Origin of the sequence: Pseudarthrobacter sp. GA104 (assembly GCF_009741265.1) — a bacterium.
Taxonomy (GTDB): domain Bacteria; phylum Actinomycetota; class Actinomycetes; order Actinomycetales; family Micrococcaceae; genus Arthrobacter.
In genome coordinates, this window is sequence record NZ_WOWL01000001.1 from 36,416 (window position 1) to 62,456 (window position 26,041).

Annotated in this window: 22 protein-coding genes; 18 read left to right on the top strand and 4 right to left on the bottom strand. The window is 59.7% G+C overall.

The window, feature by feature from the left end:
- The first annotated feature begins 22 nt into the window (after window positions 1-22).
- From GK109_RS00170 to GK109_RS00180, 3 genes are all read left to right on the top strand, one after another.
- Entirely contained in the window at window positions 23-670 is a 648-nt protein-coding gene (locus tag GK109_RS00170) for a bifunctional 4-hydroxy-2-oxoglutarate aldolase/2-dehydro-3-deoxy-phosphogluconate aldolase (protein WP_157238237.1), read from the top strand.
- Window positions 667-1,215 carry an AAA family ATPase gene (locus tag GK109_RS00175; RefSeq protein WP_157238238.1) on the top strand — a complete coding sequence of 183 codons (549 nt, stop codon included), beginning with the start codon at window positions 667-669 and terminating at the stop codon, window positions 1,213-1,215. The genes GK109_RS00170 and GK109_RS00175 overlap by 4 nt, the downstream gene beginning before the upstream one ends.
- A gap of 347 nt (window positions 1,216-1,562) precedes the next feature.
- Window positions 1,563-2,984 carry an MFS transporter gene (locus tag GK109_RS00180; RefSeq protein ID WP_157238239.1) on the top strand — a complete coding sequence of 474 codons (1,422 nt, stop codon included), beginning with the start codon at window positions 1,563-1,565 and terminating at the stop codon, window positions 2,982-2,984.
- 1,825 nt (window positions 2,985-4,809) lie between these two features.
- Here GK109_RS00180 and GK109_RS00185 read toward each other — a convergent pair.
- The 4 genes from GK109_RS00185 to GK109_RS00205 all read right to left on the bottom strand — a co-directional run bounded on the left by GK109_RS00185 (window position 4,810) and on the right by GK109_RS00205 (window position 8,439).
- Window positions 4,810-5,253: a hypothetical protein gene (locus GK109_RS00185; RefSeq protein ID WP_157238240.1), complete on the bottom strand. Its 444-nt coding sequence runs from the start codon at window positions 5,251-5,253 to the stop codon at window positions 4,810-4,812.
- Between the two features lie 973 nt (window positions 5,254-6,226).
- On the bottom strand, window positions 6,227-6,502 hold the full coding sequence (locus GK109_RS00195; protein WP_157238242.1) for an HPr family phosphocarrier protein: 276 nt from the start codon (window positions 6,500-6,502) through the stop codon (window positions 6,227-6,229).
- Between the two features lie 192 nt (window positions 6,503-6,694).
- Window positions 6,695-7,489 carry an HAD family hydrolase gene (locus GK109_RS00200; RefSeq protein WP_157238243.1) on the bottom strand — a complete coding sequence of 265 codons (795 nt, stop codon included), beginning with the start codon at window positions 7,487-7,489 and terminating at the stop codon, window positions 6,695-6,697.
- Window positions 7,486-8,439 carry a metallophosphoesterase gene (locus GK109_RS00205; protein WP_157238244.1) on the bottom strand — a complete coding sequence of 318 codons (954 nt, stop codon included), beginning with the start codon at window positions 8,437-8,439 and terminating at the stop codon, window positions 7,486-7,488. The genes GK109_RS00200 and GK109_RS00205 overlap by 4 nt, the downstream gene beginning before the upstream one ends.
- A gap of 279 nt (window positions 8,440-8,718) precedes the next feature.
- Here GK109_RS00205 and GK109_RS00210 point away from each other — a divergent pair, with 279 nt between their 5' ends.
- The 15 genes from GK109_RS00210 (at window position 8,719) to GK109_RS00280 (ending at window position 26,002) form a co-directional block, all read left to right on the top strand.
- On the top strand, window positions 8,719-9,702 hold the full coding sequence (locus GK109_RS00210; RefSeq protein ID WP_157238245.1) for a sugar-binding transcriptional regulator: 984 nt from the start codon (window positions 8,719-8,721) through the stop codon (window positions 9,700-9,702).
- 1,197 nt (window positions 9,703-10,899) lie between these two features.
- Window positions 10,900-11,589, top strand: coding sequence for a PTS glucitol/sorbitol transporter subunit IIC (locus tag GK109_RS00215; protein ID WP_370460289.1), 690 nt, complete (start codon window positions 10,900-10,902; stop codon window positions 11,587-11,589).
- Window positions 11,590-11,592: 3 nt separating this feature from the next.
- Entirely contained in the window at window positions 11,593-12,681 is a 1,089-nt protein-coding gene (locus GK109_RS00220) for a PTS glucitol/sorbitol transporter subunit IIB (protein ID WP_157238247.1), read from the top strand.
- Between the two features lie 23 nt (window positions 12,682-12,704).
- Window positions 12,705-13,115 carry a PTS glucitol/sorbitol transporter subunit IIA gene (locus GK109_RS00225; protein WP_157238248.1) on the top strand — a complete coding sequence of 137 codons (411 nt, stop codon included), beginning with the start codon at window positions 12,705-12,707 and terminating at the stop codon, window positions 13,113-13,115.
- Entirely contained in the window at window positions 13,112-13,507 is a 396-nt protein-coding gene (locus tag GK109_RS22265; protein ID WP_157238249.1) for a transcriptional regulator GutM, read from the top strand. The genes GK109_RS00225 and GK109_RS22265 overlap by 4 nt, the downstream gene beginning before the upstream one ends.
- An 87-nt stretch (window positions 13,508-13,594) precedes the next feature.
- Complete coding sequence (locus GK109_RS00235; RefSeq protein WP_157238250.1) at window positions 13,595-14,911, top strand: NAD(P)H-dependent oxidoreductase; 1,317 nt, start codon at window positions 13,595-13,597, stop codon at window positions 14,909-14,911.
- Between the two features lie 49 nt (window positions 14,912-14,960).
- Window positions 14,961-15,932 (top strand): thiamine pyrophosphate-dependent dehydrogenase E1 component subunit alpha, encoded by a 972-nt coding sequence (locus GK109_RS00240; RefSeq protein ID WP_157238251.1) that lies wholly within the window; start codon window positions 14,961-14,963, stop codon window positions 15,930-15,932.
- A 64-nt stretch (window positions 15,933-15,996) separates the two neighbouring features.
- On the top strand, window positions 15,997-16,971 hold the full coding sequence (locus tag GK109_RS00245; RefSeq protein ID WP_157242480.1) for an alpha-ketoacid dehydrogenase subunit beta: 975 nt from the start codon (window positions 15,997-15,999) through the stop codon (window positions 16,969-16,971).
- 1 nt (window position 16,972) lies between these two features.
- Window positions 16,973-18,238: a dihydrolipoamide acetyltransferase family protein gene (locus GK109_RS00250; protein ID WP_157238252.1), complete on the top strand. Its 1,266-nt coding sequence runs from the start codon at window positions 16,973-16,975 to the stop codon at window positions 18,236-18,238.
- A 215-nt stretch (window positions 18,239-18,453) separates the two neighbouring features.
- Complete coding sequence (gene ppsA / locus GK109_RS00255) at window positions 18,454-20,865, top strand: phosphoenolpyruvate synthase (RefSeq protein ID WP_370460759.1); 2,412 nt, start codon at window positions 18,454-18,456, stop codon at window positions 20,863-20,865.
- A gap of 48 nt (window positions 20,866-20,913) precedes the next feature.
- Window positions 20,914-21,732: a pyruvate, water dikinase regulatory protein gene (locus GK109_RS00260; RefSeq protein WP_370460290.1), complete on the top strand. Its 819-nt coding sequence runs from the start codon at window positions 20,914-20,916 to the stop codon at window positions 21,730-21,732.
- A gap of 145 nt (window positions 21,733-21,877) precedes the next feature.
- On the top strand, window positions 21,878-22,174 hold the full coding sequence (locus GK109_RS00265; protein WP_157238254.1) for a hypothetical protein: 297 nt from the start codon (window positions 21,878-21,880) through the stop codon (window positions 22,172-22,174).
- A gap of 107 nt (window positions 22,175-22,281) precedes the next feature.
- Entirely contained in the window at window positions 22,282-23,178 is an 897-nt protein-coding gene (locus tag GK109_RS00270) for a serine hydrolase (RefSeq protein WP_157238255.1), read from the top strand.
- A gap of 53 nt (window positions 23,179-23,231) precedes the next feature.
- Window positions 23,232-24,191, top strand: coding sequence for a lipoyl synthase (lipA, locus tag GK109_RS00275; RefSeq protein WP_370460291.1), 960 nt, complete (start codon window positions 23,232-23,234; stop codon window positions 24,189-24,191).
- Between the two features lie 125 nt (window positions 24,192-24,316).
- Complete coding sequence (locus tag GK109_RS00280) at window positions 24,317-26,002, top strand: thiamine pyrophosphate-dependent enzyme (RefSeq protein WP_157238256.1); 1,686 nt, start codon at window positions 24,317-24,319, stop codon at window positions 26,000-26,002.
- Window positions 26,003-26,041: the final 39 nt, after the last annotated feature.

The following is a 26,041-nucleotide window of genomic DNA, read 5'->3' on the forward strand; positions in this document are numbered from 1 at the left end:
CTTGGGCCCAAGAAAGGCCACCATGTATAAGAAACTTCGCACCCTGCAGACCATCGACGAATCAGGCGCCGTCCTCATCGTCCGCCTGGAGAACGCCGACGTGGCAGAACGCGTTGCGGAAGCTGCCATCGCCGGAGGCTTCCGCGCCCTTGAAATCACACTGTCGATCCCGGGCGCCGTCGAGGTAATCCGCCGGCTCTCCGCCAAACATGGGGCCAATGGAGTCGCGATCGGCGCCGGAACGGTACTGGACGAGCACTCGGCCTACGAGTGCATCCGCGCCGGGGCTGAATTCCTGGTCAGTCCCCAGCTGAACCCGGCGATGATCCGGACAGCGAACCGCTACCAGATACCCACTATTAGCGGGGCCTACACGCCGACCGAGCTTGTTAACTCCGCAGAGGCGGGCGCTGACATCCTCAAGCTCTTCCCCACCGAGGCTGGCGGCATCCCCTACGCCAAGTCCGTGCTCGCTCCGCTGGCACACCTGCCGATCATGCCGGCAGGCGGCGTAACGCTGGAGAACGTCAGCGAATGGTTTGCCGCGGGCGTTGCAGGTGTCGGCGTCGGCAGCTATGTGACCAAAGCCTGGCAGCCCGATGGCGACTTTGGCCGCGTCACCAAAGCCGCCGAAGAGTTCCTTTCCGCAGTGGCAGAGGCCCGCCGATGACAGTCCCCAGCGTCTTTATTGTCATCGGCCCGGCGGGCTCCGGGAAAACCACGATCGCGCAGAGAACAGCACAAGAAAACAACGCGGCATACCTGGACAAAGACCGGATATGCGGACGCTTCGTCGAGTTCGCGCTGAAGGCAACTGGACACGACCCCACCGACCGGGAATCCAACGACTACTATCGCGACAACCTGCTGCCCCTCGAGTACGAGACACTCATGGACGTGGCCGGAGCCAACCTGCGTCTGGGCCGGTCCGTCGTGCTCGATGCCCCTTTCGGAGCCTACTTTGACGATCCGGATTTTCTGACGCGCGCGGCAGAAAAGTTCCATTGGCCACCTTCTGAGACCACGGTGGTGCGGGTAAGGGTCCCCCAGGACCTTCTGCGGGACCGGCTGACCCGCCGCGGCCTGGAACGGGACCAGTGGAAGCTTTCCCATTGGGATGAGTACTGGTCCGTCTATGGGAGTTTGGAATGCACGTGGTCAGGCGTGCAGTACCTGGACTTCAACAACGAGACACCCCTTCCGGCAGAGGGGTGACGGCTCAGCCGCCAGAGCCGCTCATTTCGGCCAGTTCTACGCGGGCCGCTCTTTCAGCCTGCAGCATGAATTGGCCACACCACCCCTAAATCGACCGAGGCAGCACGACTGCCTCCAGTGCACAAAGTGGTTGCTCTCCTCCGGAGGCGGCAATGCCAGAATCTGCGACGCGACTCACAAAAAGACGTTGACAAGTCTCTTTTGCCACCCTTAGTGTTGTTGCAACCGATCTCTGCAACCGATCTCAGCAATCGATCTTATTGGTTCCGGTGAAAAGCCGGAGGACCGATTGCCTCCGGTGCAATCCCTAACCCCTCCTCAGCAAACGTGAAAGTATGGAGAGTTCAATGAAGACCTCAAAAGATGCGCTCGACAGCTCGGGCCCTTCTGAATTTTTGGAAGTGCCGGAGCCGCCCCGGCGCTCCGTCAACATGGTGGCAGGCACGATCGGCCACTTTGTGGAGTGGTACGACTGGTACATCTACGGGCTGCTGGCAGCGGTGTTCGCGGGACAGATATTCCCAAGCGAGAACCCCTTCGCGTCCCTTGTCGCAGCGCTGCTCACCTACGCCGTCGGTTTTGTTATACGCCCGCTCAGCGGAATCATCATCTCGCCGCTGGCCGACCGTTACGGCCGCCGGCTCATCCTGACGCTGTCCATCTCCGGAATGGCGCTCGGCTCTCTCATCATCGGCCTCACCCCCTCATTCGCGACGATCGGCTACGCAGCACCTGTTCTCTTCCTGGTTGCACGCATCCTCCAGGGAATCTCGGCCGGCACCGAGCAGCAAAGCGCCATCGCGTTCATGGTCGAACACGCTCCCGCGAACCGGAGGGGCCTGTTCGGCTCGTTCTCCAACATGGCAAGCGGCCTCGCAACCCTCGCAGCGACCGGTTCCGCCGCAATCGTGACATCATCCTTTGCTCCCGCCGAACTCGCAGCCTGGGGTTGGCGAATCCCATTCGTCATCGGCGGCGTTCTCGGCGTCGCCGGTCTCATCCTGCGGGCCCGCTCGGATGAGACCCCTGAGTTTGAGGCAGCTGCCCTCGTCGATCAAAAGTCCGCCTGGGCGCGCCTGAAGGACCTGATCCGCGAACACCCGAAGGCTCTGCTCCAGGCAGCGGCACTCTCTGCCCCGGCAGTGGCCTACTACACCTGGGCCACCTTCCTCCCCACCTATGCCAAGCTGACCACCGGCCGGGACCTGTCCTCCACCCTGGCCGGGAGCGTTATCGGGCTGGTATTGCTCGTGGTCATCGTGCCGGTCTGCGGATACCTTTCCGACCGCCTCGGCCGACGCAAGATCTTCCCCATCATCGGTGCCATCGGCATGATCGTGCTCTTCTACCCACTGCTTCTGCTGCTGAACCAGCCAGGCTTCTGGGTATACGTTCTAGTTTCGGCATCCGGGTGGGTAGTTCTCGGTATTTGGCAGGCCGTTTACCCGACAATCCAGGCCGAGCTCTTTCCGGCCTCAGTCCGGGTAGCAGGCATCGGCTTCGCGCACCAGATCGTCATCGCCGTCTTCGGTGGCACCGCACCACTTATCGCCGCTGCATTCGTCGGCGCCGGACAGCCCATGTTCGTTGCGTACTACATGATCGCCATTGTCACCCTCTCCCTCATCGTCTACTTCACGCTCCCCGAGACCGGCAGCAAGGGCCCACGTGCCACCGTCGCACCGGCAGACCCCGAAGTGCTCGAAGGAGAGCACCTGCTCTTCGAGACTCCACACGGCGGGACCCAGGCGAACGGTTCCAAGGCGTAGACCTCCATCTCCTCCCCAGCACTGCACATGAAGAAGGCCCTCGACCCGCTCCGGTCGAGGGCTTTCCCCTTCCCGGCCGGGGCCGGCTCCAAGATGAGGCACACGTCAGGCTGGCGTGTGCCAGGTGTCAGAGTAGGGCCCCTCCTCCATTTTTGTGGCGATGGCTCAAGAAACTCGTAGACCCAAACCGGACACTTCTGACTCCGCTCAAACCGCCACGCCACTCAAAAGGACACGGCCAGGTCATTCGTCGGTTTCATGCCCGTCCGGACGTACTGCAGCCGGTCAATGGGCACATAGGAAGGCAAACAAATTCACACTGCCAAGGCTGCCGCGCCGCCAGCTAGTGCCCCAAGAACTCAGAGCGGCCAGGCCCATCCCTGCACTTTTTGTACAACCAGATCCAGCGTCGCTGTCTGTCATTTCCAGCACCTGGATGGGGCCACTCCCCTGCGGAATCGAGGCGGTATGCTCGGCCGGCAATCTGGAATCTGCTGCAACGCCCACAAGTCGGCCCCAGCGGCCCTTAAGGCAGAAGTAAGTGTTGACACTGTCCACACCTCCTTTGGCAGGACAAAACAGCGGTTCCCCAGTTCCCGCGCCCAAAAAGCGGGGCCGTCCAAGGAAGTTTCGCACCGCAATCGGCGAAGTCATGTTGTGCCCGCTCCCCCGGCCCATGAACAGGTGTAGGCCACCCCCGGCCAACCCGAGACAACCAACACGAGGTACCGCATAACCGCAGCCACAGCAGGCGGAAGGCCCACCAGCAAGGGCCTTGAACCCGCCACCCCACACACCTGCACAGGCCACCGCGGCGGCCAGGCCACAGCCCGCGAACCAACCCGTCAGAGCGACGAGAATCAAGCTTTGTACACACGTCAAAGCAAAATTGCCTCTGACGAGGCGATATGTCGTGCCCGAGGTGGGACTCGAACCGCATTCCCGGCCTTGCAATCACTGGGAACCCCCGGAAACATGCGGAATTAGAGGCGGTCCGCACCCTGTACCACCCGCTCCGGGCCGGAAAGTGTGGACAATGTGCACACCCCAATTTCGGCCCCTCAAAGAGCTCAAACCCACGACCGCACACCTCAACGACAGTGGGCGGTTCTTGTTTGTCCTAACACATTCAGCGCTCACCCCGGGCGGCGTTCCTCGCCCTTACACTTGGAACGCCGGTCCGGAGCCAAGACCGCCACGGTCAGCGATCCATATACTCCACGATGCGCACGCCGAGCCGCTATCGCCCCAAGTACTCCGCAACCGCAGATCTTCCCCACTCAGGCTGTTCCATTCCATATCGCCGATAGACAAGCAGAAGCATGAACTCTGTACGTCAATCTGGTATGTCTTCATGGTCGCTGGGCGGGTCCTCCGCGCAGCCAGGGCGCTGCCGCCGGCCCTGGAAACGAAAACTTTCCAGAACAAGAACCCAACTCTCCACACCGAAGTTTTCGCGTCCCGCGCCAGTCCCCCAACCCTCAACCCAGCAAATCGACCCTTACTAGAACGATGCCTGCAACCAACAACCGAAAAATCACGACCCCCGAAGTTTTCACCCACCGAGTGGGCACACAGCTCCGCTTCCACGGCCATTCCCGCTCCAGCACACAACAGTCAGGACCGGTCATGTGGTCGGGCAGGCTGCGACTTTGCCCAAAGGTCGGCGTCCGAGGCAGAAACCTTGAGTCGGGGGCAGCCGATCTCGGAACTCAACATGACCGTCGATAAACAAGCCACTGGCCAGCGATGGCAGGTCCCTCCGGGGCGTGCCGAATCAGGGACAGATTCACTCATCGGGAGCGTGTCTAGCCACCGAAAACAGTCATACTTCAGACACGAAGACGGCCCTGAGTGCTGCCAGCCTTCGCGGTGAAAGGGTTTGAAACACTGTGTCTTCGGTTCGGATCGTCAATTGCAGGATGAGCTCGCTCAGCTTGCTGACGATCGCTTGTCTGGTTATCAGGTCCGTAGTCCCCTGCACGTTTAAGAGTTCCTTGTGGCAGTGGAATGCTAAGCGGCGTTCGTCCGCCTCTGTTATCTCACCGTTTATCAAGGCGATGCGGATGAGCGCGGCCAAGAGGGCGGCGGCTTCGCCGGGAGTGGATGTGTCTCCTGATTGATTGATTACTGCCAGCTTCGACTTGGGGGTTTCGGATAAGCGAAAAGTCCCTTTGTTGATCCAGCCGGCACAATTCTGCGTAACGGTCCTGACACGGCGTTTCATCTGAAGCGCTGTGTGGGAAGTGCCCATCTCAGCAAATCGCATTTTCGTTCCATCCTTTGGCTGACTTGGAGCCTTGAAGGGCCTCTCTCTTGCGCTCTCCCGGACCGGCTAGGGCGGCGATAAATCAGTCCACACCTGCGTGGACTTTTGGTTTTACCCCCACCCTTTTTGAGTGTCAAGACTTGGCTGGTGTCGCGCCTAAGGATTCGGGCTGACTGTGGGTACGCCGCTCCGTTCTCGCGCCCAAGCGCAGGGAGTCCAAGCACGCCGCGGCAGGGTTTCGTTCCCGTGCATGCTTCGAAAATTGTGGTTCTCAGCCGGGCCATGCGGCGGAGGGTAACTGCCTGTTGCTCTTCGCCTAACTGCGGCCGGAGCATTCCATTCAGTAGGCGCCACCGAGGTCGACTACGCGTTCGGACTCCAGGCAGCGTCCTTGCCAGCTAAGGTTCGACTGTTCAGGAAACTAGGAGAGCGGTAAGGGCCGCCATTCGGTGGGGAGAGAGGGTCTGAAAAGCGGTGTCTTCCGTTCGGACGGCCAGGTGAAAGCATAAAGTACGTAGCTTGCTCACAATGGCAGATCTGCTTTCCAAAGCTGTCGACGCGTCGACACTTCTCAGCTCCTCAAGGCACTGAAGAGCCAAATTGCGTTCGGGAGCCTGGGTGATCTCTCCATTCATCAAGGCGGTATCTATCAGTGCCACCAGGAGCGCTGCTGCTTCTTCAGGTGTGGAAGTTTCTGCAATGTAAGTCATGTCAACTCACAGCCCTACTGAGCATAGTTTTGTTATGCGGAATGCTACTCCCGCGGACGCAGCGTCGCGAGTCCGAAGGCCTGTAAACCTTGCGGTTTGCCTGCCCGACCCATTTAGACCGGACAAGAGGCCTACGACGTGGAGAAGTCCAGCGGGGGCTTGCCGGGTACCCAAACAGGAAGACTAGGTCGGTGGGAGTTGCAAAAGCCCCTCCCACCGAGCCCCGCCTTTCGGCGTTCCGCCTGTCACAGAACGGGCAAGCCCTATTCGTCGTGGTTTGTCTCCAGGATCCGCACGAGTCCGTCAAGCGCTTCCCCTGCTCCATCGCCCTCAGCGCGCAGTACCACCACATCGCCGTGTGAGGCGCCAAGGCTCATGAGAGAAAGGATGCTGGCAGCATCCATTGCGTCGCTGGCCGGCTCCCCGTCACGCCCAATCGTTACGTCCACGTCCAGTTCCGATACAGCTGCGGCGAAGATGGCAGCCGGTCGCGCGTGGAGGCCGACACGGCTGGCTATGGTGGCGGTTCGTTCAGTCATTGTTTCTCCTTCTGTTCTGGCCCGGGTAGGGGCCAAGTTGTTTGGGTTAGTAAAAAAGAGGGCATAGGGACTGGCCTGGCTGCGACGAAGCAATTTTCTTCGCCCAATCGTTCTTCAGCCTTACAGGGGTGGCGGGCGCGAGTGCTTCGTAAGCGCAGTTCATCTCGAAGCAATCCGGAGGTCGGCAGACCACTAATTGAAGGCGCTACGGTCAAGAGGTGAGTCAGGGGTGGGCGTCCCAAGGCGGCCCAATTCGGGTAGCAGCAGGAGTTCCTCCAGATCTTTGATCCTGTGATCCGGTTCGACTCCCCGGACCGGGCGACCTGGACCCGACGGGGCTTGCCTCAATATGCACAAGGCAAGACCAGCTCTGCGACCTGCGAGAATATCGCGATCTAACCGGTCCCCCACGAAGCATGCTTCGTGGGCCGGTGTCTGGACTGCGGCAAGCGCCTCTTCCAGGAGTTGGGGCCCGGGCTTCCTGTACCCAACTTCGTCAGAGAACAAGGTGGCGTCAAACAGCTCCAGCAGACCGTCATGGCGCAGCTGCACCCGTGCTGCTGCACCAGAAAGACAATTACTTGCCAACACAAGTTTCTTCCCGCCATGCCGGAGAGTCTTCAAGACTTGTGCCACGCCGGGGTTTGCGGGTCTGGAGATCACTTGCAGCTCAAGTTCCTGCGTGAGGCGAGCGGTATTGGCAAGGATCACGTCCCTTTCCACGTCCTGCCAGCCGTACGTGACGAGATCCCAGAATGTGTCTTGTGACATCTCCAACGGAATCCTCCGACGGTTTTGCAGGCGCTTCCATCCGTCGTACGCACCCCACGCACCTTCGATATCTTCGCTGATAATGGCGGGGCTCAACCGAGAGCGTGGAATAAGCCTATGAACGAAATGACCCATGGCCTCAAACCCGTGGGCAGGTTTCTGTACATCTGCCAGAACTCCTCCGTAATCAAAAATAACTGTCGTTATCGCCGTCATCCTGCCTCTCCCCACGGGCTCCTCCTGCCAGGGCTCTGCGTCCGTTCCTCAGCAGCGACCTCCAGGCATGGAGTACGACGCTTCTTGTGCACACCTTCTCGCCATTGAAGTTCCTTTGCCCCCACGTCCAGCTCGTAGTCAAGGAGCGGGGACTCCAACTCCCCTGGGATGTCCACCACGGATGCCGTTATTTCCCCGGAACTGACATCAATTAGGGAGAAGGCCCCGTGGTTCCAGCCGCGGATGTGTGAATTTTCAGCTAGGACATCCTGACTGTATGCGAGGGCAGGGCCGCACCAAACCAGCATTCCATGCCACATCGCCGAGCAGGGGTGGTGATAGTGACCTGTCACGATGCCCTTTACGTCGCTGCCTTTCAGAGCCGTTGATAGATCGGCGGAGTTACGAAGGCCGGCGAAGCGAAGCTGCGGCATGGGCGAGGAAATCGGTGGATGATGCATGCTAAGCAATGTTCCTAGTGGCGCTGGTTCTTGCGCCATTGCCTCAATCCATTCAAGCTGTTCATCGCTGAGCTCCCCGTAGGAACGTCCTGGGACGGACGAATCGACTGCCAGGAGTCTGACGCCCCCAACCATTCTCATATGGTCGTGGCTGTCCCCCGGGCGCCGAACAGCGTCTGAAGGGATGACTCCAAACAGTGCATCGAATTTTTCCCGGTTGTCATGATTACCCATCAGGGCGACTACGGGGCGGCGCAGTGCACCTTCAAGCAGCTCACTAAACTGCAAGACCTCGTCGTAGTCCCACCCGGAGGACCTGTCCACTAAATCTCCAGTCAGAAGAACGATGTCCGGCGCCGGGTCCACGGTCATCATCATGTCCATAACGGTCGCCAGGCGGAGACTGATGTCTCCCGTCTGGTGCAGAAGCGCGCTTCGGTTCATCGTGTGAAGGTCGGTGATTTGAAGGAAACGGACCCTATCGCCCATGCAGCATCATCCCTCATCCGTCATACCGGGCATACACTGGAGCGGTTCCACGAACCTTGGGCGTATGCATATTTGTGCAAACCATGATCAAACACGTGTAAACTAATTGAAGCTGACGCCGACCACATACACAACCCCTTGGGATTGATATTGTGGCGGAAGTCAGGACATTCTCGAACAGAGGGAAACGATGGATCTGTCTACCGATCGCATGCCTGCTCCAGCATTCTTGGCCGCGGCGACGTCAAAGATGGACGCACGACTGCTTAGGATGCTCTAATGCCCTCTGCCCGCGAACCCGCCCTCCTTGCCCGCGCCGCACGCCTCTACTACGTCGAGGGCCGATCCCAGGCTGAAGTTGCGGCCGCCATCGGCGTTTCCCGCTCCAACGTTTCCCGCGTTCTTGCCGCCGCCCGCGAGCAGGGGATAGTGGAAATCCGCATTAACGACTCTTTCGAAAGGGATCTTCCTCTCGAACAGCAACTGCAGAGGGCCTATGGCCTAAGTGAATGCCGTGTCGCTTCACGGAACGACTTCCAGTCGCCGCTACTGCAGGTCGGCGGCCTGGGGGCCGCCTGGGTGAAGGAGAACTTGCCCGACACGGGGGCCATCGCGATGTCATGGGGATCTACGGTTCAGGCTGTTGTTGACGCCTTTGAGGCCGAGCCAATTCACACAGGCCTGCAGGTCCTGCCGCTGATTGGCGGCCTCTCAATGGTCAACGCCGCCGCTGACGGCAATGTCTTGGTACGTTCGCTCGCGCTGAAGCTTGGCGCCCGTGAAGCACGCCTGAACGCCCCCGCCGTTGTTGGCTCCCAGGAGAGCCGGGATACTTTTTTGCGGGAGCCGTCCATCAGCAGCGTTCTTGACGCTGCCGGCGCCGCCGACTTCGCCCTCGTGGGCATTGGTGGGGTGGGAAGCGGCGCGTCCGCGGCCATCATCGAAGCAATGGAATTTACTCCCGATGAACTGCGGCAGTTTCAGCAATCAGGGGCTGCGGGCGACTGTTGCACGCGATTTTTCGATGAAAGTGGTAGGCCCGTCGACTCTCCGGCCGATGGCCGGGTCGTCAGTATAGATCTGGATGCATTGCGCAGAATCAAGAGAGTTGTCGGCGTCGCAACCGGGGCGAACAAGGCCAAAGGGGTGCGGGGGGCATTGTTGGGAGGCTTTATCGACGTGCTCATCACCGACACTGCCCTTGCAACGGCTCTCCTGTCGTCTGCGCAGGGGCCCCTCCCGGTCCTGTCAAGAGCTGAGTGACCGCGAGCAGCTAGCTGCAACAGCGAATTCTCATATCACCCCTGGACCACACCCGGCACAAGCAGGCGGGTGTTAGGTCCTTCGTGCAGCTTCGGCCGCCCCGTCTGGGGCACGCCCGCTTATGCCCGACTTATTTGGGCGCCTAAATCGAACCCGCTCCTTGGCAACTGTTGTCCTAACTCCGCTTCGACTTTCCCTCAGCGGCCAGCAACGTTGATTGCGGCTTCAGATTCTCGGTCATGGGGCACATGTGAGCCATCACTTGCCCAGGGCCGGTGAGCCGCTTTGTCGCTGACTACTCTGCCGTAACGCCCGGCCTTGTCGAGAGCTCCACGTGAATGGTGTTAGTGGCGGTTCCTGTGGCGAGTGCGATGACTTCGGCGTCGAGACGAGACCCCCGCTCCCCGCTGTGGCGACGACTCAAGCCCACCTCCCCGTCCTTGCACGTCGGGCAACTGCGGGTCCTATGCGCCTCACCATTAGGATCGTGGCTGATTCGCTCGGTGGAATCAGCTGGCGCCTGCCCTCCCCAACAAGTCCTTGCTGGCACCTCCTTTTGAGGCCAAGCCGGGGACTTCCACCAGGCCGCCCGCCCAGCCACCCCAGACACCCCGGTCCTCTCCTGTAGAAACTTGCCGAATTGCCGGCTCGCGGCCTTGATCGAGGAGTCCCGTCCTCCGGGGCGTGCACGGCAGGGTCACCAGCCGTGCCAGCTCGCAAAAAGGTGCCCGGGCACCCAGGACCACCGCTTGTCCGAGACTGGATCACCCGCGGCGGAGGGCAACCGCGGAATATGCACCCACAACGGCCCTCTGATCGCCGGATCGTTTCAGGATGGGCAGCTCCATTTACAACCGTCACGCGGGTCGTTCATCGGGCTGCCGTATACGCAGATCGCGACGGTCATTCTCGAAATGGAGGGTGCTTCGCGCGGCACAACCAATGAAAGAGGTCGCCATGGTTACCGACCGGAGACAAATTCGCCCTTCGGGGGCTGCCCGCGCGCTGGCAATAGCGAGAACTAACGCTGGGTATCACTTGAAGGGAGGGACATTTTGGTGTTATATGAATCACATGCAGATTTTGTGATTTCGGTTTTCACATTTGTGCAGACCGTCGGCGGGTCGGTCTTTGATGATCCACCCGCTGCCAGAACCTCCATCTGTAGACGAAGACGTCACCTACGAAAGGAACATTGTGGGGATTCAACTCCTGGCGCTCCAATTAGCCAATGAACCAACACCTCCGCCGCCGGCCTCCGACAGCCCCGTCATCCAAGGACTCGAATGGGCCGCTTCAAACTTCATCGGATTCTTCGAGGCGGCCGGCAAGAACTTCACGGGGCTTATCACCGGAATTCTTCCGACATTGATCGTCCTCCTGACCGCCATGTACGCAATCACTACCTGGATCGGTGAAGAACGCGTTACGCGTGCCGTCCAGTGGTCTGGACGATACGCGATTACCCGCTACACCCTCATGCCCGTGTTGGCCGTGATCATGCTGACCAATCCCATGTGTTATTCGTTTGGAAAGTTCCTCCCCGAGCGCCAAAAACCAGCCTTTTACGACTCCGCAGTATCCTTCGTGCACCCCGTCACCTCATTTTTTCCGCAAGCAAATGCGGGCGAACTCTTCGTCTGGATGGGTGTATCGGCAGGTGTTCTGAAAGCAGCTCCGGAGAAGTACGCGCTCTTGGCGCTCCTCTACTTCCTAGTCGGGATCATCGTGATCTTCCTGCGCGGCATCACGACCGAATGGATCACGAACATCATGATCAAGCGCACCGGTCAGGACGCTGTCTTTGACGAGTACGACAGGGCGTTCAAGGAAGCCGGAACTCGCCGGCACAAGGCAGGCAAAGCTGTTGCAGGAGGTGTCGCATAAACCATGAGCGAAAAACAATACAACGCCGTACGTGTCAGCGCAGGCAACGGAGGATGGGGCCCGGGCTTCGTGCTCACTCCTACTGAAGAAAAAAATGTCGTCCTCTCGGTGACCGGAGGCGGAATCCATCCTGTAGCTGCCCGGATCGCAGAGCTCACAGGGGCGGAAGCCGTGGACGGATTCGTGACACACATGGATGACAGCCGCGTTCTTGCGGCCGTCATCAACTGCGGCGGTACCGCCCGTATCGGAGTGTATCCGCGCAAGAAGATCAGCACTGTCGATGTCTTCGCCGGGGAGCCCGGGGGGCCTCTGGCGCAATTCATCACCGAAGACCTGTTCGTCTCTGCCGTGGGTGTGCGAAACATAGAACTTGTTGGAGAGGCAGCATCGGTGCAAGCCGGCTCCGCCGCTGCAGAAGGGGCGGCTGGAGCGACAACAACAGCGGGTGCCTCAGACACCCGCGAATCCCGGAATCAGGACAGGCCCCTGTCGGGGTCGAGCTCGGCTCCTGCAGCGGAGGAGGGTGCTAACAAAGAGCGCCGGACCGGCATCCTCGGTGCATTCTCTAACTTCGTGGTCAAATTCGGGACCGTCATCGGGCATCTGATATCCACCCTTTTGTCGTCCGGCCGCCAGGCCATCAACCTGACCATCTCGACCATCCTGCCGTTCATGGCCTACGTCAGCCTCCTGGTTGGTTTCGTGACTTACACCGGCATCTCTGAGTGGATCGCAGCCGGTGTCCAGCCGCTGGCTTCAAACCCGCTCGGGCTGATCCTGCTGGGAGTCATCACGGGCATCCCGATCCTTTCACCGATCCTAGGACCAGGAGCCGCAATCGCCCAGGTTGTAGGGGTGCTCATGGGGACCCAAATCGCTGCGGGCGCCCTGCCCGTCCAGTATGCACTTCCCACGCTTTTCGCCATCGACGGGCAGGTGGGTTGCGACTTCATTCCCGTCGGGCTCTCACTCGGAGAGGCAAAACCGGAAACGGTCGCCGTCGGAACTCCCGCGGTCCTTTTCTCGAGACTTATCACCTCGCCGCTGGCAGTGGTCATCGCATGGCTGGCCAGCTTCCTCCTCGTTTGATCTGACAGAAAGAACTACAAAAGGTGACTTCAACGTTGAATACCCAGACCCAGACCTATTTCCGCACTCAGGTCACTGCCGTCGCTGACGAAGCCAAGGACATGATCGAAGGTGGCGTGATGATCCTCTTCTCGCCCCCATGCCCTCCTGCACTGGGGGACGTAAGCGTTCTCCACGAGACCGTCCAACCACTCGAACGGACGCCGCAGGTAGGTGACGTGCTGAGAGTTGGTGCCGAATCGGCCGAACTCATCTCTGTGGGAGAAATCGCCGGCAGCAACCTCAAAGAACTTGGTCACGTCGTTGTCTACTTCAATAAGGCTCCCGGCGACAAGATCCTGCCTGGTGCCCTCCATGTGGCAGCAGCTTTCACTGCACCCGTCCCCGGCGACGTCATCGAACTACTCGGTGCCTCTGACGGCGGTTCACGGTGAACACGGAGTTCGCCCTCCTTCTCGGTGGAGCCTTGGTGCTGGGGGCGCTGTTGAGCTGGGCACAGCAACGCGCATATGCAAGGACAGTTCGTCGGATGGCTGACCAATACAGCGGACAGCCAGTTGCCCTCGTATCAGGCCGCGGCAAGAGCTTCGCTCGGGGCGCAATTGTTGTACTTGCCGTCGATGAACGGTCCAGGCGCGTCGTGGCAGCACAGGCAATGAAGGGTTCAACCGTCTTTGCCCGGTTCCGGCCTCAGACCGATCTGTTGGGCCCCCTCTCGAGCACAACTTCCCGTGCCCACTCTGCCCCGATGGGCAAGGCATTGCAGGAAGCGCAGAAGCAATACAAACAGCTCGGCCCTAAACCCTTGTCTCGCAAGACCGCTTAGGCCATACTTAAACACAATTGTGATTCACATTTGCACAAAGATGCAGACGTTGGGTCGAAGGTAATCATCGAAAGGTTGGGTATCCAGATGGGATACGTAAAGAAACTGCAGGAGCGCGAACTTACGGCAGGACGGCCTGTTCGTGTCGGCCTGGTGGGTGCCGGACAAATGGGCACCGGCTTCGTGGCCCAGATCGCCCGTCAGACGGGAGTCGATATCACGGTTATCGCTGACGTCCAGCTGGAGCGGGCAGTGAAGGCATTCAAGAATGCCGGCATTGAGGAGGTGAGCCAGGCAGACGACGTGGCCGAGCTTTCCGCTGTTATCAATTCCGGCGGTCGGGCTGCCGTGAACGACGCACTCATTCTGCCGAAACTGCCGATCGACCTTGTCATCGAATGCTCGGGGGTGCCGGAGGTCGCTGCAAAGGTCGCGTTGGCGTCCCTGCTCGGTGGCAAAGACGTGGCACTTATGACTGTCGAAGCAGACGTCACCGTTGGCCTGCTTCTGGCCAAGGTCGCCGCCCAGACAGGCCGGGTCTACACGGTCTGCCGCGGCGATGAGCCCGTTGAATGCCTCAAGCTTGTCGAATATGTCCAGGACATCGGCCTTGACGTAGTTTGCGCGGGCAAGGGCAAGAACAATCCCCTGAACCATGACGCCACCCCGGATACCCTGGCCGAAGAGGCCGCATCCAAGGGAATGAACCCCCGTATGCTGTGCAGCTTTGTCGACGGGACAAAGACCATGATCGAGATGGCGGCCTTGTCCAATGCCACCGGATTGCCGTTGTCGCAGCGGTCTATGATCGGCGCGCCGAGTACGGTTCCTGAACTGCACAAAACCTTCCGCCCCGAGTCTGCAGGTGGCGTTCTTCCCAAGGAAGGCGTCGTTGACTACGCGACCGGCCCTGTCGCCCCTGGCGTTTTCGTTGTGGGAAAGACTGACGACCCCGTTGTCAGGGAAGAACTGGAGTACCTCAAGTTCGGTGAAGGACCCTACTACTCCTTCTACCGCCCTTACCACCTAGCAAGCATCGAGGCCGTGTTGTCCATCGGCGAGGCCGTTATCGATCGGACTCCCTCGCTGGCTCCCGTCTGTTGGCAGTCAGATGTCGTCGCAACGGCAAAGAAAGATCTGAAAGCCGGGGAAACTATCGATGGCATCGGCGGTTTCACGGTTTACGGCGATGCCGTGGCGGCTGATACAGCCGCCGAGAACGGCGAATTGCCTATCGGGCTGGCGTACGGGGCAGTGCTCCGCCGGGACGTTCCCAAGGGTGCGGCCCTGACGTACGAAGACGTCGTTTTGGACGAACGCAAAACAATCGTCGCCCTGCGCCGAATGCAGGATGTCCTGCTCACAGAAGGAACATTGGGCGGCGAACTCCTTACAAGCCTGTGATGACCGCAGCCTCCCGACCCCAGCTAACCGTTTCACCAGATGAGGGAAAATGACTGAAATAGCGAGCAACCCCACCCAGGCGCGCGAGGTGCTCAGCACGATGTGGAAGATCCGAAAATTCGAGGAGGGCGTCGACGATCTTTTCGGCCGCGGCCTGATGCACGGAACGATGCACCTGTCCATAGGCCAAGAGGCCGTGGCTACAGCAGCCTGTCTTGCACTTAACCGTGACGACTACATCACCTCCACGCACCGAGGTCACGGCCACTGCATCGCCAAGGGTGCAGACCTGGAAAAAATGATGGCTGAGTTGTTGGCCAAGGAAACCGGATACTGCCGGGGACGTGGCGGATCTATGCATATCGCAGACACCACAACCGGCAACCTCGGGGCGAACGGCATCGTCGCCGGAGGGGTGCCCATCGCAGCAGGTGCAGCGCTTTCGGCGCAGATGCGGGGCACCTCCCAGGTGGCCGTCTGCTTCCACGGGGACGGCGCCATGGGCGAAGGGGCATGGCATGAAGGCGTCATTCTTGCCGCGATGTGGGACCTCCCGGTGGTCTTCATCTGTGAAAACAACAAGTACGGCATGTCGATGAATTCCGAAGAGGCCTTCCGGCTCGAACAGCTCTCAGACCGGGCCAAGGGCTACGGCATCCCCGGCTACACCGTTGACGGCAACGACGTACAGGCCGTTTTCGAGGTCGTGAACGAAGCTGTCTCAAGGGCCCGCGCCGGGAACGGCCCCACATTCATTGAAGCAAAGACCTACCGCTGGAAAGGTCACTCAAAGAGCGACAAAAACCTATACCGCACACGGGAAGAAATTGCCGAGTGGCGCGAACGGGACCCGATTCTGGCGTTCGAACAGAAAGCTCTCGCGGCCGGCAGCCTGACCACCCAGGACATAGAGCAGGTCCGCAACGAAGCCCGGGACGAACTCCGTGACGCTGTGCAAAAAGCAAACGCAGCACCGGACGCATCCGCAGACGAGCTCCTTTCCGCCGTATACGCGAGCTGACAGAAAGTATGGAATAGCAGTGACTAACGAAGCAGTAGAACAACACGACCAACAAGTCCAGACGATGACCTACTCCGAAGCAATCCGCAGTGCGCTCGGACAGGCCATGGACGAAGACCCCACTGTCTTCATGATGGGTGAAGACATTGGAGTGTACGGCGGTGCGTTCGGTGTTACTGGAGAGCTCATCAAGAAAGTCGGCAAAGAGCGCCTAAGAGACACCACCATCAGCGAACTCGGCACTGTCGGTGCCGGCGTCGGTGCCGCCATGACTGGCATGAAACCAATCGTTGAAATCCAGTTTTCCGATTTCACGGCCCAGGCGATGGACCAGATTGCCAACCAGGCTGCCAAGATCCACTTCATGCTCGGCGGCGCGGTCAACGTACCCCTGGTCATCCGGGCACCGGGCGGATCGGGCACGGGGGCTGCGGCACAACACTCACAGAGCCTTGAAGCGTGGTTTGCTCACATTCCAGGTCTGAAAGTCGTCATGCCCACAACGCCGGCCGACGCGAAGGGCCTCCTCCTGGCAGCCATTGACGACCCTAACCCGGTCATCATGATCGAACACAAACTGCTGTACCGCACCAGCGGTCCGGTCCCTGTGGCGGCAGAACGCACCCCCTTGGGTGTCGCCAAAGTACGCCGCCACGGGGCTGACCTCACAATCGTCGCAACCGGCATCGAAGTATCGCGCGCCCTTGAGGCAGCAGAAGAACTGGCGGCCGCCGGCATCGAAGCAACCGTTATCGATCCCGTAACCCTGAAACCCCTTGACGAAGAGACCATCCTGAAGTCGGTGATGGAGACAGGGCGGGTCCTCCTGGTACAGGAAGCAGTAAGGACGCTGGGTTTCATGTCCGAAGTCGCTGCAATCATTTCCGAATCGGAAGCGTTCGTCCACCTGAGGGCACCCATCAAACGGCTCGCCGGCCTCGACATCCCCATGCCCTACGCCCCTCAACTCGAACGTGCCTCCGTGCCGCAAACTGACGACATCGTCAAGGCGGCGCTGCAGATGGTAAAGGAGTGGTGACATGGCCGAGATGCCACTGACCATGCCGAAGATGTCCATGACCATGGAAGAAGGCATCATGGTCGCCTGGTTCAAAGGGGCCGGGGATGCAGTCGCTGCCGGAGAGCCTGTATGCGAAGTCACCACCGACAAGGTGGAGATGGAAGTTGAAAGCCCGGTGGACGGAACTCTAAGCCGGATTGTCGCCTCTCCGGATGACGTCGTCAAGGTCGGTGATCCCATCGCCTTCATCAACACCGAGGCCGAAGACCTGTTCGGAGACCTCCTACGTGCCGAGCCAGAGCCATCGGCGTCACTTGAAGCTCCCGACGGAGGGGCCGTTCCGGAGACAGCCGAGGCACCGGCCGCTCAGCCCGCACAGGAAAGCGCCCCGGCGCCCATCTCCCGCCCCACTGCCGTCCCCCTGGCCCGTCGACTAGCCGAGCAGGACCGCCTTGATCTCTCAACTGTAAAAGGCACCGGTCCGTGGGGCGCCGTCCGCGTCCAGGACGTCGAACAACTCTCGGCTGATTCCAGAGAGCCTAGGCAGGTCCAGCCGTCCACGCCGGCTCGCCCCGCAAAGGAGGTTGTTCCGGCATCTCCGACGGCGACGGTTGCCGGAGTCGACCAAGGCTGGCTGAGGATGCGTACCCAGGTAGCGAAGGTGATGACGGCGTCGGCCTTAATCCCCCAGTTCACCGCATACGCGGATGTAGACCTCAGCAAGCTGGCCAAAGTCCGCAAGACTCTCCTTGGAGGGGCAAGTTGGACGACCATTCTAATCAAGGCCCAGGCTCTCGCTTTGCGCACCCACCATCATCTGAATGACTACTGGGAGGACTCGAACGTAGTTCGGAATCCACATATCGGCATCGGGTTGGCCGTTGATTCCGAAAGGGGCCTTCTGGCGCCAGTACTCCACAACCCGGATCTAGTCCCGCTCCTGGAGTTGAACGAGCAAGTACGTTCAACCGCCCAGGCCGTGCGCGAGGGAAAAACCAGCTTGGCAGCCCTGTCGGGAGGGACCGCGGTGTTTTCGAACCTCGGATCCTACGGCGTCGATTCTTTCAACGCCTTGCTGACCCCCCGTCAGTCCACGGCCATTTCCTGCGGATCCGTCGGTCCGAAAGTCATGGCCACGGGCGAGGACACTTTTGGTGTGCGGACAGGCTGCACCGTCGGTCTGACCGTAGATCACCGGATCGCCGATGGGGCGGACGCCGCACGGTACCTCAACACCCTGAGGGAGATCCTTTCCGATCCAACCCGACTGGGCGCAATCAAGTAGGGACGAGCACGATCTCCGGGTAGCCCGTTTCACTCAGCTGTCTTCTGAGTGGCCGAGCCCCGCCGCGACCTCCTGGCGGTCTCCGGAGGAAAGGAAGATGGTGTTCCGTGTCCAGGCGCGACAGGAACACCATCTTCCAAAACAAACACAACGAATTGCTCCGGCGCCCCAGTGGGGCATGCCGGGCTCAGACACGCAACCGGCAAGGGAACTCAGTGGGAAATATTTTGTGGTTTTCGGAAGTAGGCATGGACGACGTTCATCGCGTCGGAGGCAAGAATGCCTCGCTTGGCGAGATGATCCAGAACCTGACCGCCGCCGGCGTCAACATACCTCCCGGGTTTGCAACCTCGGCAGATGCCTTCCGGCATTTCCTTGCCTCCGCGGGTCTGACGGACCTGATCGAGCGAGAGCTCACGGATTTGGACGTTACTGACGTTGAGGCCTTGGCTGTAACTGGCGCCCGCATCAGGGCCGCGATCGTCGCAGCACCGTTCCCCGAATCCTTCGAAAAAGAAATCCGGGACGCGTATCAGACCCTTGGAGCTGCAGCTTCGGAGAACCAGGTCTCCTGGGCCGTACGCTCGAGCGCGACCGCCGAAGACCTTCCTGATGCCTCGTTCGCTGGGCAGCAAGAAACGTTCCTCAACGTTTCCGGTATCGACAACATCCTGGTTTCCGTCAAGGAAGTTTTTGCTTCCCTCTATAACGATCGCGCCATCGCCTACCGCGTCCACCACGGCTTCACACACGCGGATGTAGCCATTTCAGCTGGTGTGCAGCGCATGGTGCGCTCAGATCTCGCGGCTTCGGGTGTCATGTTCACCATGGACACCGAGACGGGATTCCAGGAAGCCGTCTTCATCACCTCGTCGTATGGACTGGGCGAAGCGGTGGTTCAGGGTGCCGTGAATCCTGACGAATTTTACGTATACAAACCCGGCCTACGGGAAGGCCGGCCCGCCATCCTGAAGCGAGGCCTCGGCGAGAAAGCTGTGCAGATGGTTTACGCCGAAGCGGAATCGGGGCGTAACGTCGAATTCACCGACGTCCCAGCCGAACTCCGTGACCGGTTCAGCATCAGCGATGACGAAATCCATGAACTCGCCCGGCAAGCGCTCAAAATCGAACAGCACTACGGACGCCCCATGGACATCGAATGGGGCAAGGATGGATCCGATGGACGCCTTTACATCCTCCAGGCACGCCCTGAAACGGTCCAGTCCCGGCAACCGGCAGGACTGCTGACAAGGTACCGCCTGTTGGAACAGGGTGAAGTGCTCCTGGAAGGGCGCGCGATCGGACAGCGCATCGGCGCCGGAACAGTCCGAGTCCTTGGCTCGCTGGAGAACATGTCCCAGTTTCAGCCTGGAGAGGTCCTCGTCGCAGACATGACCGACCCTGACTGGGAACCGATCATGAAGCGGGCGTCAGCCATCGTCACCAACAGGGGCGGGCGCACCTGCCATGCGGCAATCATCGCCCGGGAACTGGGCATCCCTGCAATCGTAGGCACCGGCAACGCCACCACTGCACTCTCCGAGGGCACGGAGGTGACAGTCTCCTGCGCCAGTGGAGAAACGGGACTCGTTTTTGAAGGAAAGCTCGATTTCGAGATCGAAGAAAATACCGCAGAAGAAACTGGCGAGCTGCCCACAAAGATCATGATGAACGTCGGCACCCCCGAGCAGGCATTCAGCTTCGCCCGGTTACCCCACGCCGGTGTTGGGCTGGCCCGGCTGGAATTCATCATCAATCGCCAAATCGGCATCCATCCCAAGGTATTGCTTGCGATGGAAGAAAGCGGCCCGGGGCAACAGCCGGGCATACCGGAAAACACCATGGCCGTAATCCGACGCAGGATGGCAGCCTACGCTGGCCCACGTGACTACTACATTCAGCGCCTGGCAGAGGGCATCGCCACGCTCGGGGCAGCATTCGCGCCGCACCCGGTGATCATCCGGCTCTCGGACTTCAAGTCCAACGAATATGCGAACCTTCTGGGGGGGAATCAGTACGAGCCCGAAGAGGAAAACCCGATGATCGGATTCCGTGGAGCCGCGCGCTATGTCTCTTCCGACTTCCAGGCCGCCTTCGAACTTGAATGCGAGGCAGTGAAGTACGTGCGCGACATCATGGGGCTAACCAACATCAAACTCATGATCCCCTTCGTCCGCACAGTGCCTGAGGCGCGCGCCGTTGTTGACCTGCTTGCTGCCAACGGGCTGAACCGCGGGGCAAAAGGCCTGGAAGTGATCATGATGTGCGAGCTCCCGGTCAACGCATTGATGGCCGACGAATTCCTCGAACACTTCGACGGATTCTCCATCGGCTCCAACGACCTTACCCAGCTCACGCTTGGACTCGACCGGGATTCAGCGCTGGTTGCCGACAGCTTCGACGAAAGAAACCAGGCCGTAAAACACCTGATCAGCCTTGCCATCCAAAGTTGCAAAGCACAGGGCAAATACGTCGGGATATGCGGCCAAGGGCCCAGCGATCACCCCGACTTCGCTGAATGGCTCGTGGCCCAGGGGATAGATTCTCTCTCCCTGAACCCTGACAGCGTTGTGGAAACCAGGGCGCGGATTGCTGCCATCAAGGTCAAACCACTCACAACTGTCTAGCTGATTGCCCGTCCGCTGAGTAGCGCTCCTGCTCCCCAAGGAAACCATGTGAACCATCCACTCGCACGACAAGTGTTTTTTCTCTCGGACAGTACGGGGATCACTGCGGAGACCCTCGGCAACACGCTTCTCACCCAATTCCCTCATGAACGATTTGACAGGGACACCATTCCCTTCGTCACCTCACAGGAACAAGCAATTGAAGCGGTTGCCATGATTGACCGCCTGGCTGACACCAGGCCCCGCCCAATCGTCTTCTCCACAGCCGTCAACAGCGAAATACGGGCAATCCTCAGCCGCAGCCGGGGGCTGCTTATCGATTTCTTCGGGACCCACATCGGAGGACTTGAAGCGACCCTAAACAGCCCCGCTAGCGGTAAACCCGGGCAAGCGCATGGTCTTGGGAATGTCGCTAGATACCAATCCAGGATGGCTGCCGTCGAATATGCTCTCGAGCACGATGACGGTCAGTCAATCCGCGCACTGGAGCACGCTGAATTAATTCTTCTGGCACCGTCCCGCTGCGGAAAAACTCCTACCACCATGTATCTCGCGCTGCAGCATGGCCTCCTCGCGGCCAACTTCCCGCTCGTGGAAGAAGACTTCGAACGGGGCATGCTTCCACCCCTGCTGCTTCCACATCTCAGCAAGTGCTTTGGGTTAACTTCTGACCCGGTACGGCTGAGCCAAATCCGCAGCGAACGCCGCCGCGAGTCAAAGTATGCCTCCTTGCGGCAGTGCCGATACGAAGTGCGCGAGGCGGAGGAAATGTATCTTGCAAAGAAGATCCCCTACGTCAACTCAGCAAGCATGTCGGTGGAGGAAATTGCGGCCACCATCCTCCAGCGAATGCACCTTCATCATTGATCGCGATCTCCTGCACACGCCTGTCGGCGGCCAAGGACCACTAGGGCGCAAAGCAAGGCAACACGTTCCGTATGCATTACCCCTTTCAGGCCCCAAGCATCACAGAGGCGGCACTAGCCACCTGACCGTCCCAAAGGAAAAAGACATGGATATCGACAGGCCGATGTCGCCGATCACAACACGGCGGTCCGGCGGTAGCTTTCATGGAAAGCAATCCGTTATGAATTGGGGAAGGATTCAAAGGGGAACGCAGATCGCGCTCATCCAGGATTGCCAACGAATAGCATCTGGCTGGGTTGATGATGTGATGCCTGACGGCAGCGGACTCTGGCTGATCCAAAAGGACGACGGCGAACGCAGGTTCTTCCTCAAGGTGGACGGCATCACAGCGGTCCGGCTGCAAGGGAACCCGTGTAGCGGCCTTCCGTTCCCTAAACCTTGACGACGAGTCGTCAGCATAGAGGGATGCGAGATCCAGCGGGCTCGGCCTGGCGCGCTCCCTACTCCCAGCCCATTTAACACTCGCAGCCAACATCGGAAAGGTACCCAATGACCGCGCTAAAGGCCAATGACTGTCCTCCCCTGGCCGACAAAGTCCTGACACAACTGCAAAACTGGCCCGGAGATCCTTCTTTGGCCGTAGTCGGAGAAAAAGGGATTCTCGGTGGTCACGATTCCGGCCGAGTTTATCGGTTCGCCTCTGTCACGAAGCTACTAACTGCTCTGACCGTGCTCGACGCGGCACAGAGCGGTGTCATCGCGCTCACCGATCCAGCCGGACCGAAGGGTTCCACTGTTCTGCATCTGTTGGCACACGCCTCAGGCGTGAACTTTGAAGACGGCAGGGTTAAAGCTCCCGCCGGATCCCGAAGAATCTACTCCAATGCAGGGATCGACATTGCCGCGGAGCACCTTACAGCCACGAGCGGCAAGGATTTCAAGGACGAAATGTGGGACCGAGTACTGGAGCCTTTGGGCATGCGGCACACCACACTGCGCGGCGCACCGTCCAAAGGCGCCGAAGGGACAATTGCTGATGTCGCACTGCTGGCTCAAGAGCTGCTGCGGCCGGTGTTGTTTCCTGGCTCTGTAAAAAGACTCTCATCCCTCGCCTACCCTGGCTTGTCCGGCTTCCTTCCAGGCTTTGGATACCATGCCGACAACGCCTGGGGTGCAGGAGCTGAAATCCGGGGGAACAAGTCTCCCCACTGGACCAGCCCGGATAACTCGCCCACAACCTTCGGACATTTCGGCGTCAGCGGCAGCTTCCTGTGGGTGGACCGCGACGCAGGACTGGCCTGCGCTGCCCTTTCGACTGTGGATTTTGACACCTGGGCAACCCGCTCATGGCCCGAGACCTCGACGGCCGTGCTGCGCTCGTACACCCTCCCGAAACGTAGGGTTCCGGCAGCTGTATCTTCAGGCGCGCCTCAGTCCACGACTTGATCGCCGCAATGACGGCAAGGCAATAAACCAGAAAAACAATAAGGAGTACGAACGTGACTTTGGTGCCAGAAGGCCGGCGTTTGCTGCGCGTGGAAGCGCGCAACTCCGCCACACCTGTCGAACGCAAACCCGAATGGATGAGAAGCAGGGTTAAAACCGGGCCGAATTTCGTCGGGCTCAAGAAACTGGTGCAGCGGGAAGGCCTCCATACCGTTTGCGAGGAGGCGGGGTGCCCCAACATTTTCGAGTGCTGGGAGGACAAAGAAGCAACTTTCCTGATCGGCGGTTCGCAATGCACGAGACGCTGCGACTTCTGCCAAATCGATACTGGAAAGCCGGATCTGCTTGACCTGACGGAACCGGTCAAAGTCGCGGAGTCTGTACGGACCATGGGCCTGAAATACGCCACAGTCACTGGCGTGGCCCGGGACGATCAGGAGGACGAGGGAGCCTGGCTATATGCCGAAACCATCCGCCAGATCCATTCCCTAAACCCGGGAACCGGTGTGGAAATCCTCATTCCTGACTTCACCGGGCACCGCCCGCTCATCCAACAGGTCATCGACGCCCGCCCCGAAGTTTTCGCTCACAATGTGGAGACAGTCCCACGGATTTTTAAGTCGATTCGTCCTGCCTTCCGCTATGAGCGATCCCTGGATGTCATCCGGCAAGGCCAGGAGAACAATATGGTCACAAAGTCCAACCTCATACTGGGCATGGGCGAAACCCGTCAAGAGATATCCAAGACGCTGCAGGAACTGCGTGAGGCAGGATGCGACCTGATCACCATTAATCAATACCTTCGCCCAAGCCCCAGGCATCATCCTGTAGCCCGCTGGGTCAAACCCGAGGAATTCGTCGACCTTCGCAGAGAGGCAGAGGAAATCGGATTCCTAGGGGTCTTGAGCGGGCCCTTAGTTCGTTCCTCATACCAGGCCGGGCGGTTGTGGGCAGAAGCCTCGAGCAAAAAGGGCCCCAAACTTCCTAACCAATTTGCAATCCTTCAGGAATAACACCGGCGTCCCGACCCGCTTGGTATTGTTGCCGCCTTCCGGAACAGAGTCGTCTCTCCCACACCGAATATCCGGAGGGTCTCCCGCCACCTTCATCCGAAATCGACCACAAAAGGCACTTAGCAATGACGCAGATCGTAGCGGACCAAACCGCGATCACTACCCAAGATCAGGCGCCCAACCTGAAATCAGCAGGACACGTTATCGTGGACACGCTCGTCGCCCATGGAGTCAAACGTGCCCACGTGGTGCCCGGCGAAAGTTTCCTTGATGTCCTTGATGGACTTTACGACTCTGAAATCGAGACGGTTGTTTGCCGTCACGAAGGCGGGGCAAGCTACATGGCGGAAGCTGACGGCAAGATGCACCAGCTTCCGGGCATCGCTATGGTTACTCGTGGGCCGGGGGCAGCAAATGCACACGTGGGCTTGCATACGTCTTGGCAGGATTCCACTCCAATGGTGCTTTTTGTGGGTCTAATCCCATTCGCACACCGAGACCGCGAGGCCTTCCAAGAGTTCGACATCAAGGCGTGGTTTGATAGCGGTGCCAAGCGCGTCATGGTCCTTGACCACGCAGAACGTGCCTCTGAGATCGTCGCCGAAGCCATGTTCGCGGCCATGAGCGGTCGGCCAGGCCCAGTGGTGATCGGCCTGCCCGAAGACGTCATCCGTGAGCAGATCTCCTCCGAACTGCATCCCCCAATCCCGGTAGCTGCTGGGGGGATGACAACAACGGACGCAGCTGCACTGACTGAAGCCCTTGCCGCATCCAAAAAACCGCTCTTTGTCACAGGCGGGAACGACTGGACCCAGGAATGCGCCGACCGCCTCACAGGCTGGCTGGAAAAGCACCACATCCCCGCGGCAGCTGAGTGGCGCACCGAGGGCACGGTCCCGTTCGATTCACCGTCCTATGTTGGCCCCATAGGCTACGGGCGGCCCCGCCCCACATATGACCTACTCGAAGAAACGGACTTGCTGGTTTTTGTGGGCACAGTCCCCGGGGACGTTATAACGGACGGCTTCGTCTGTCGGCAGGATTGGAACAAGAAGAACTTCCTCGTCACCATCGACCCCTCGCTCCGCGGCCGTTCCGGTCCAGTTTCCTACCAAATCGTCGCCAAACCGGAGGTTTTCATCCGGGACTTGGCTAAGATCAACCTTCCCGTCAAAGACGAATGGACGAAGTGGACGGCCAGAATGCGCGCTGAACAGGAATCCTTCGCAGCGCTGCCCCCGGCCACACCCTCCTCCGGCCAGGCACGGATGGATACATTGCTGGCGAACCTTGTGCCCACGCTGCCTCGGGACGCCATGATCACGTTAGGGGCGGGCGAACACACCAACTGGGCACACCGCTACTTTCCAACGCAGCGCTACGCGTCCATGATCAGCGCCCGTAACGGCTCCATGGGGTATTCCGTTCCCTCCGCGATCGCAGCCTCCCTGGAATACCCCGGCAGACGGGTCGTCACCATCGCTGGAGACGGCGAGTTCCTCATGAACGGACAAGAACTTGCCACAGCTGCCCAATATGGGGCGACTCCGCTGGTGATTGTGATGGACAACCAGGAATACGGCACCATCCGCAGCCACCAGGAAAAGCGTTACCCCCACCGGGTCTCAGGCACCCAGCTCAAAAACCCTGAATTTGCGCTCATGGCCCAGGCCTTCGGAGGTTTTGGCATAAAAGTCCAACATGATTCCGAAATTCCCGCTGCTATAGACGCTGCACTTCAGGCAATCGACCATGACAAAGTGTTCGCACTTATCCACCTCGTGGTCGAGCAGAGGGTCAAAGCCTACTAAGCGCACCCCTCAAGTGCAGCGCCAGCGCCTAAAAACCGC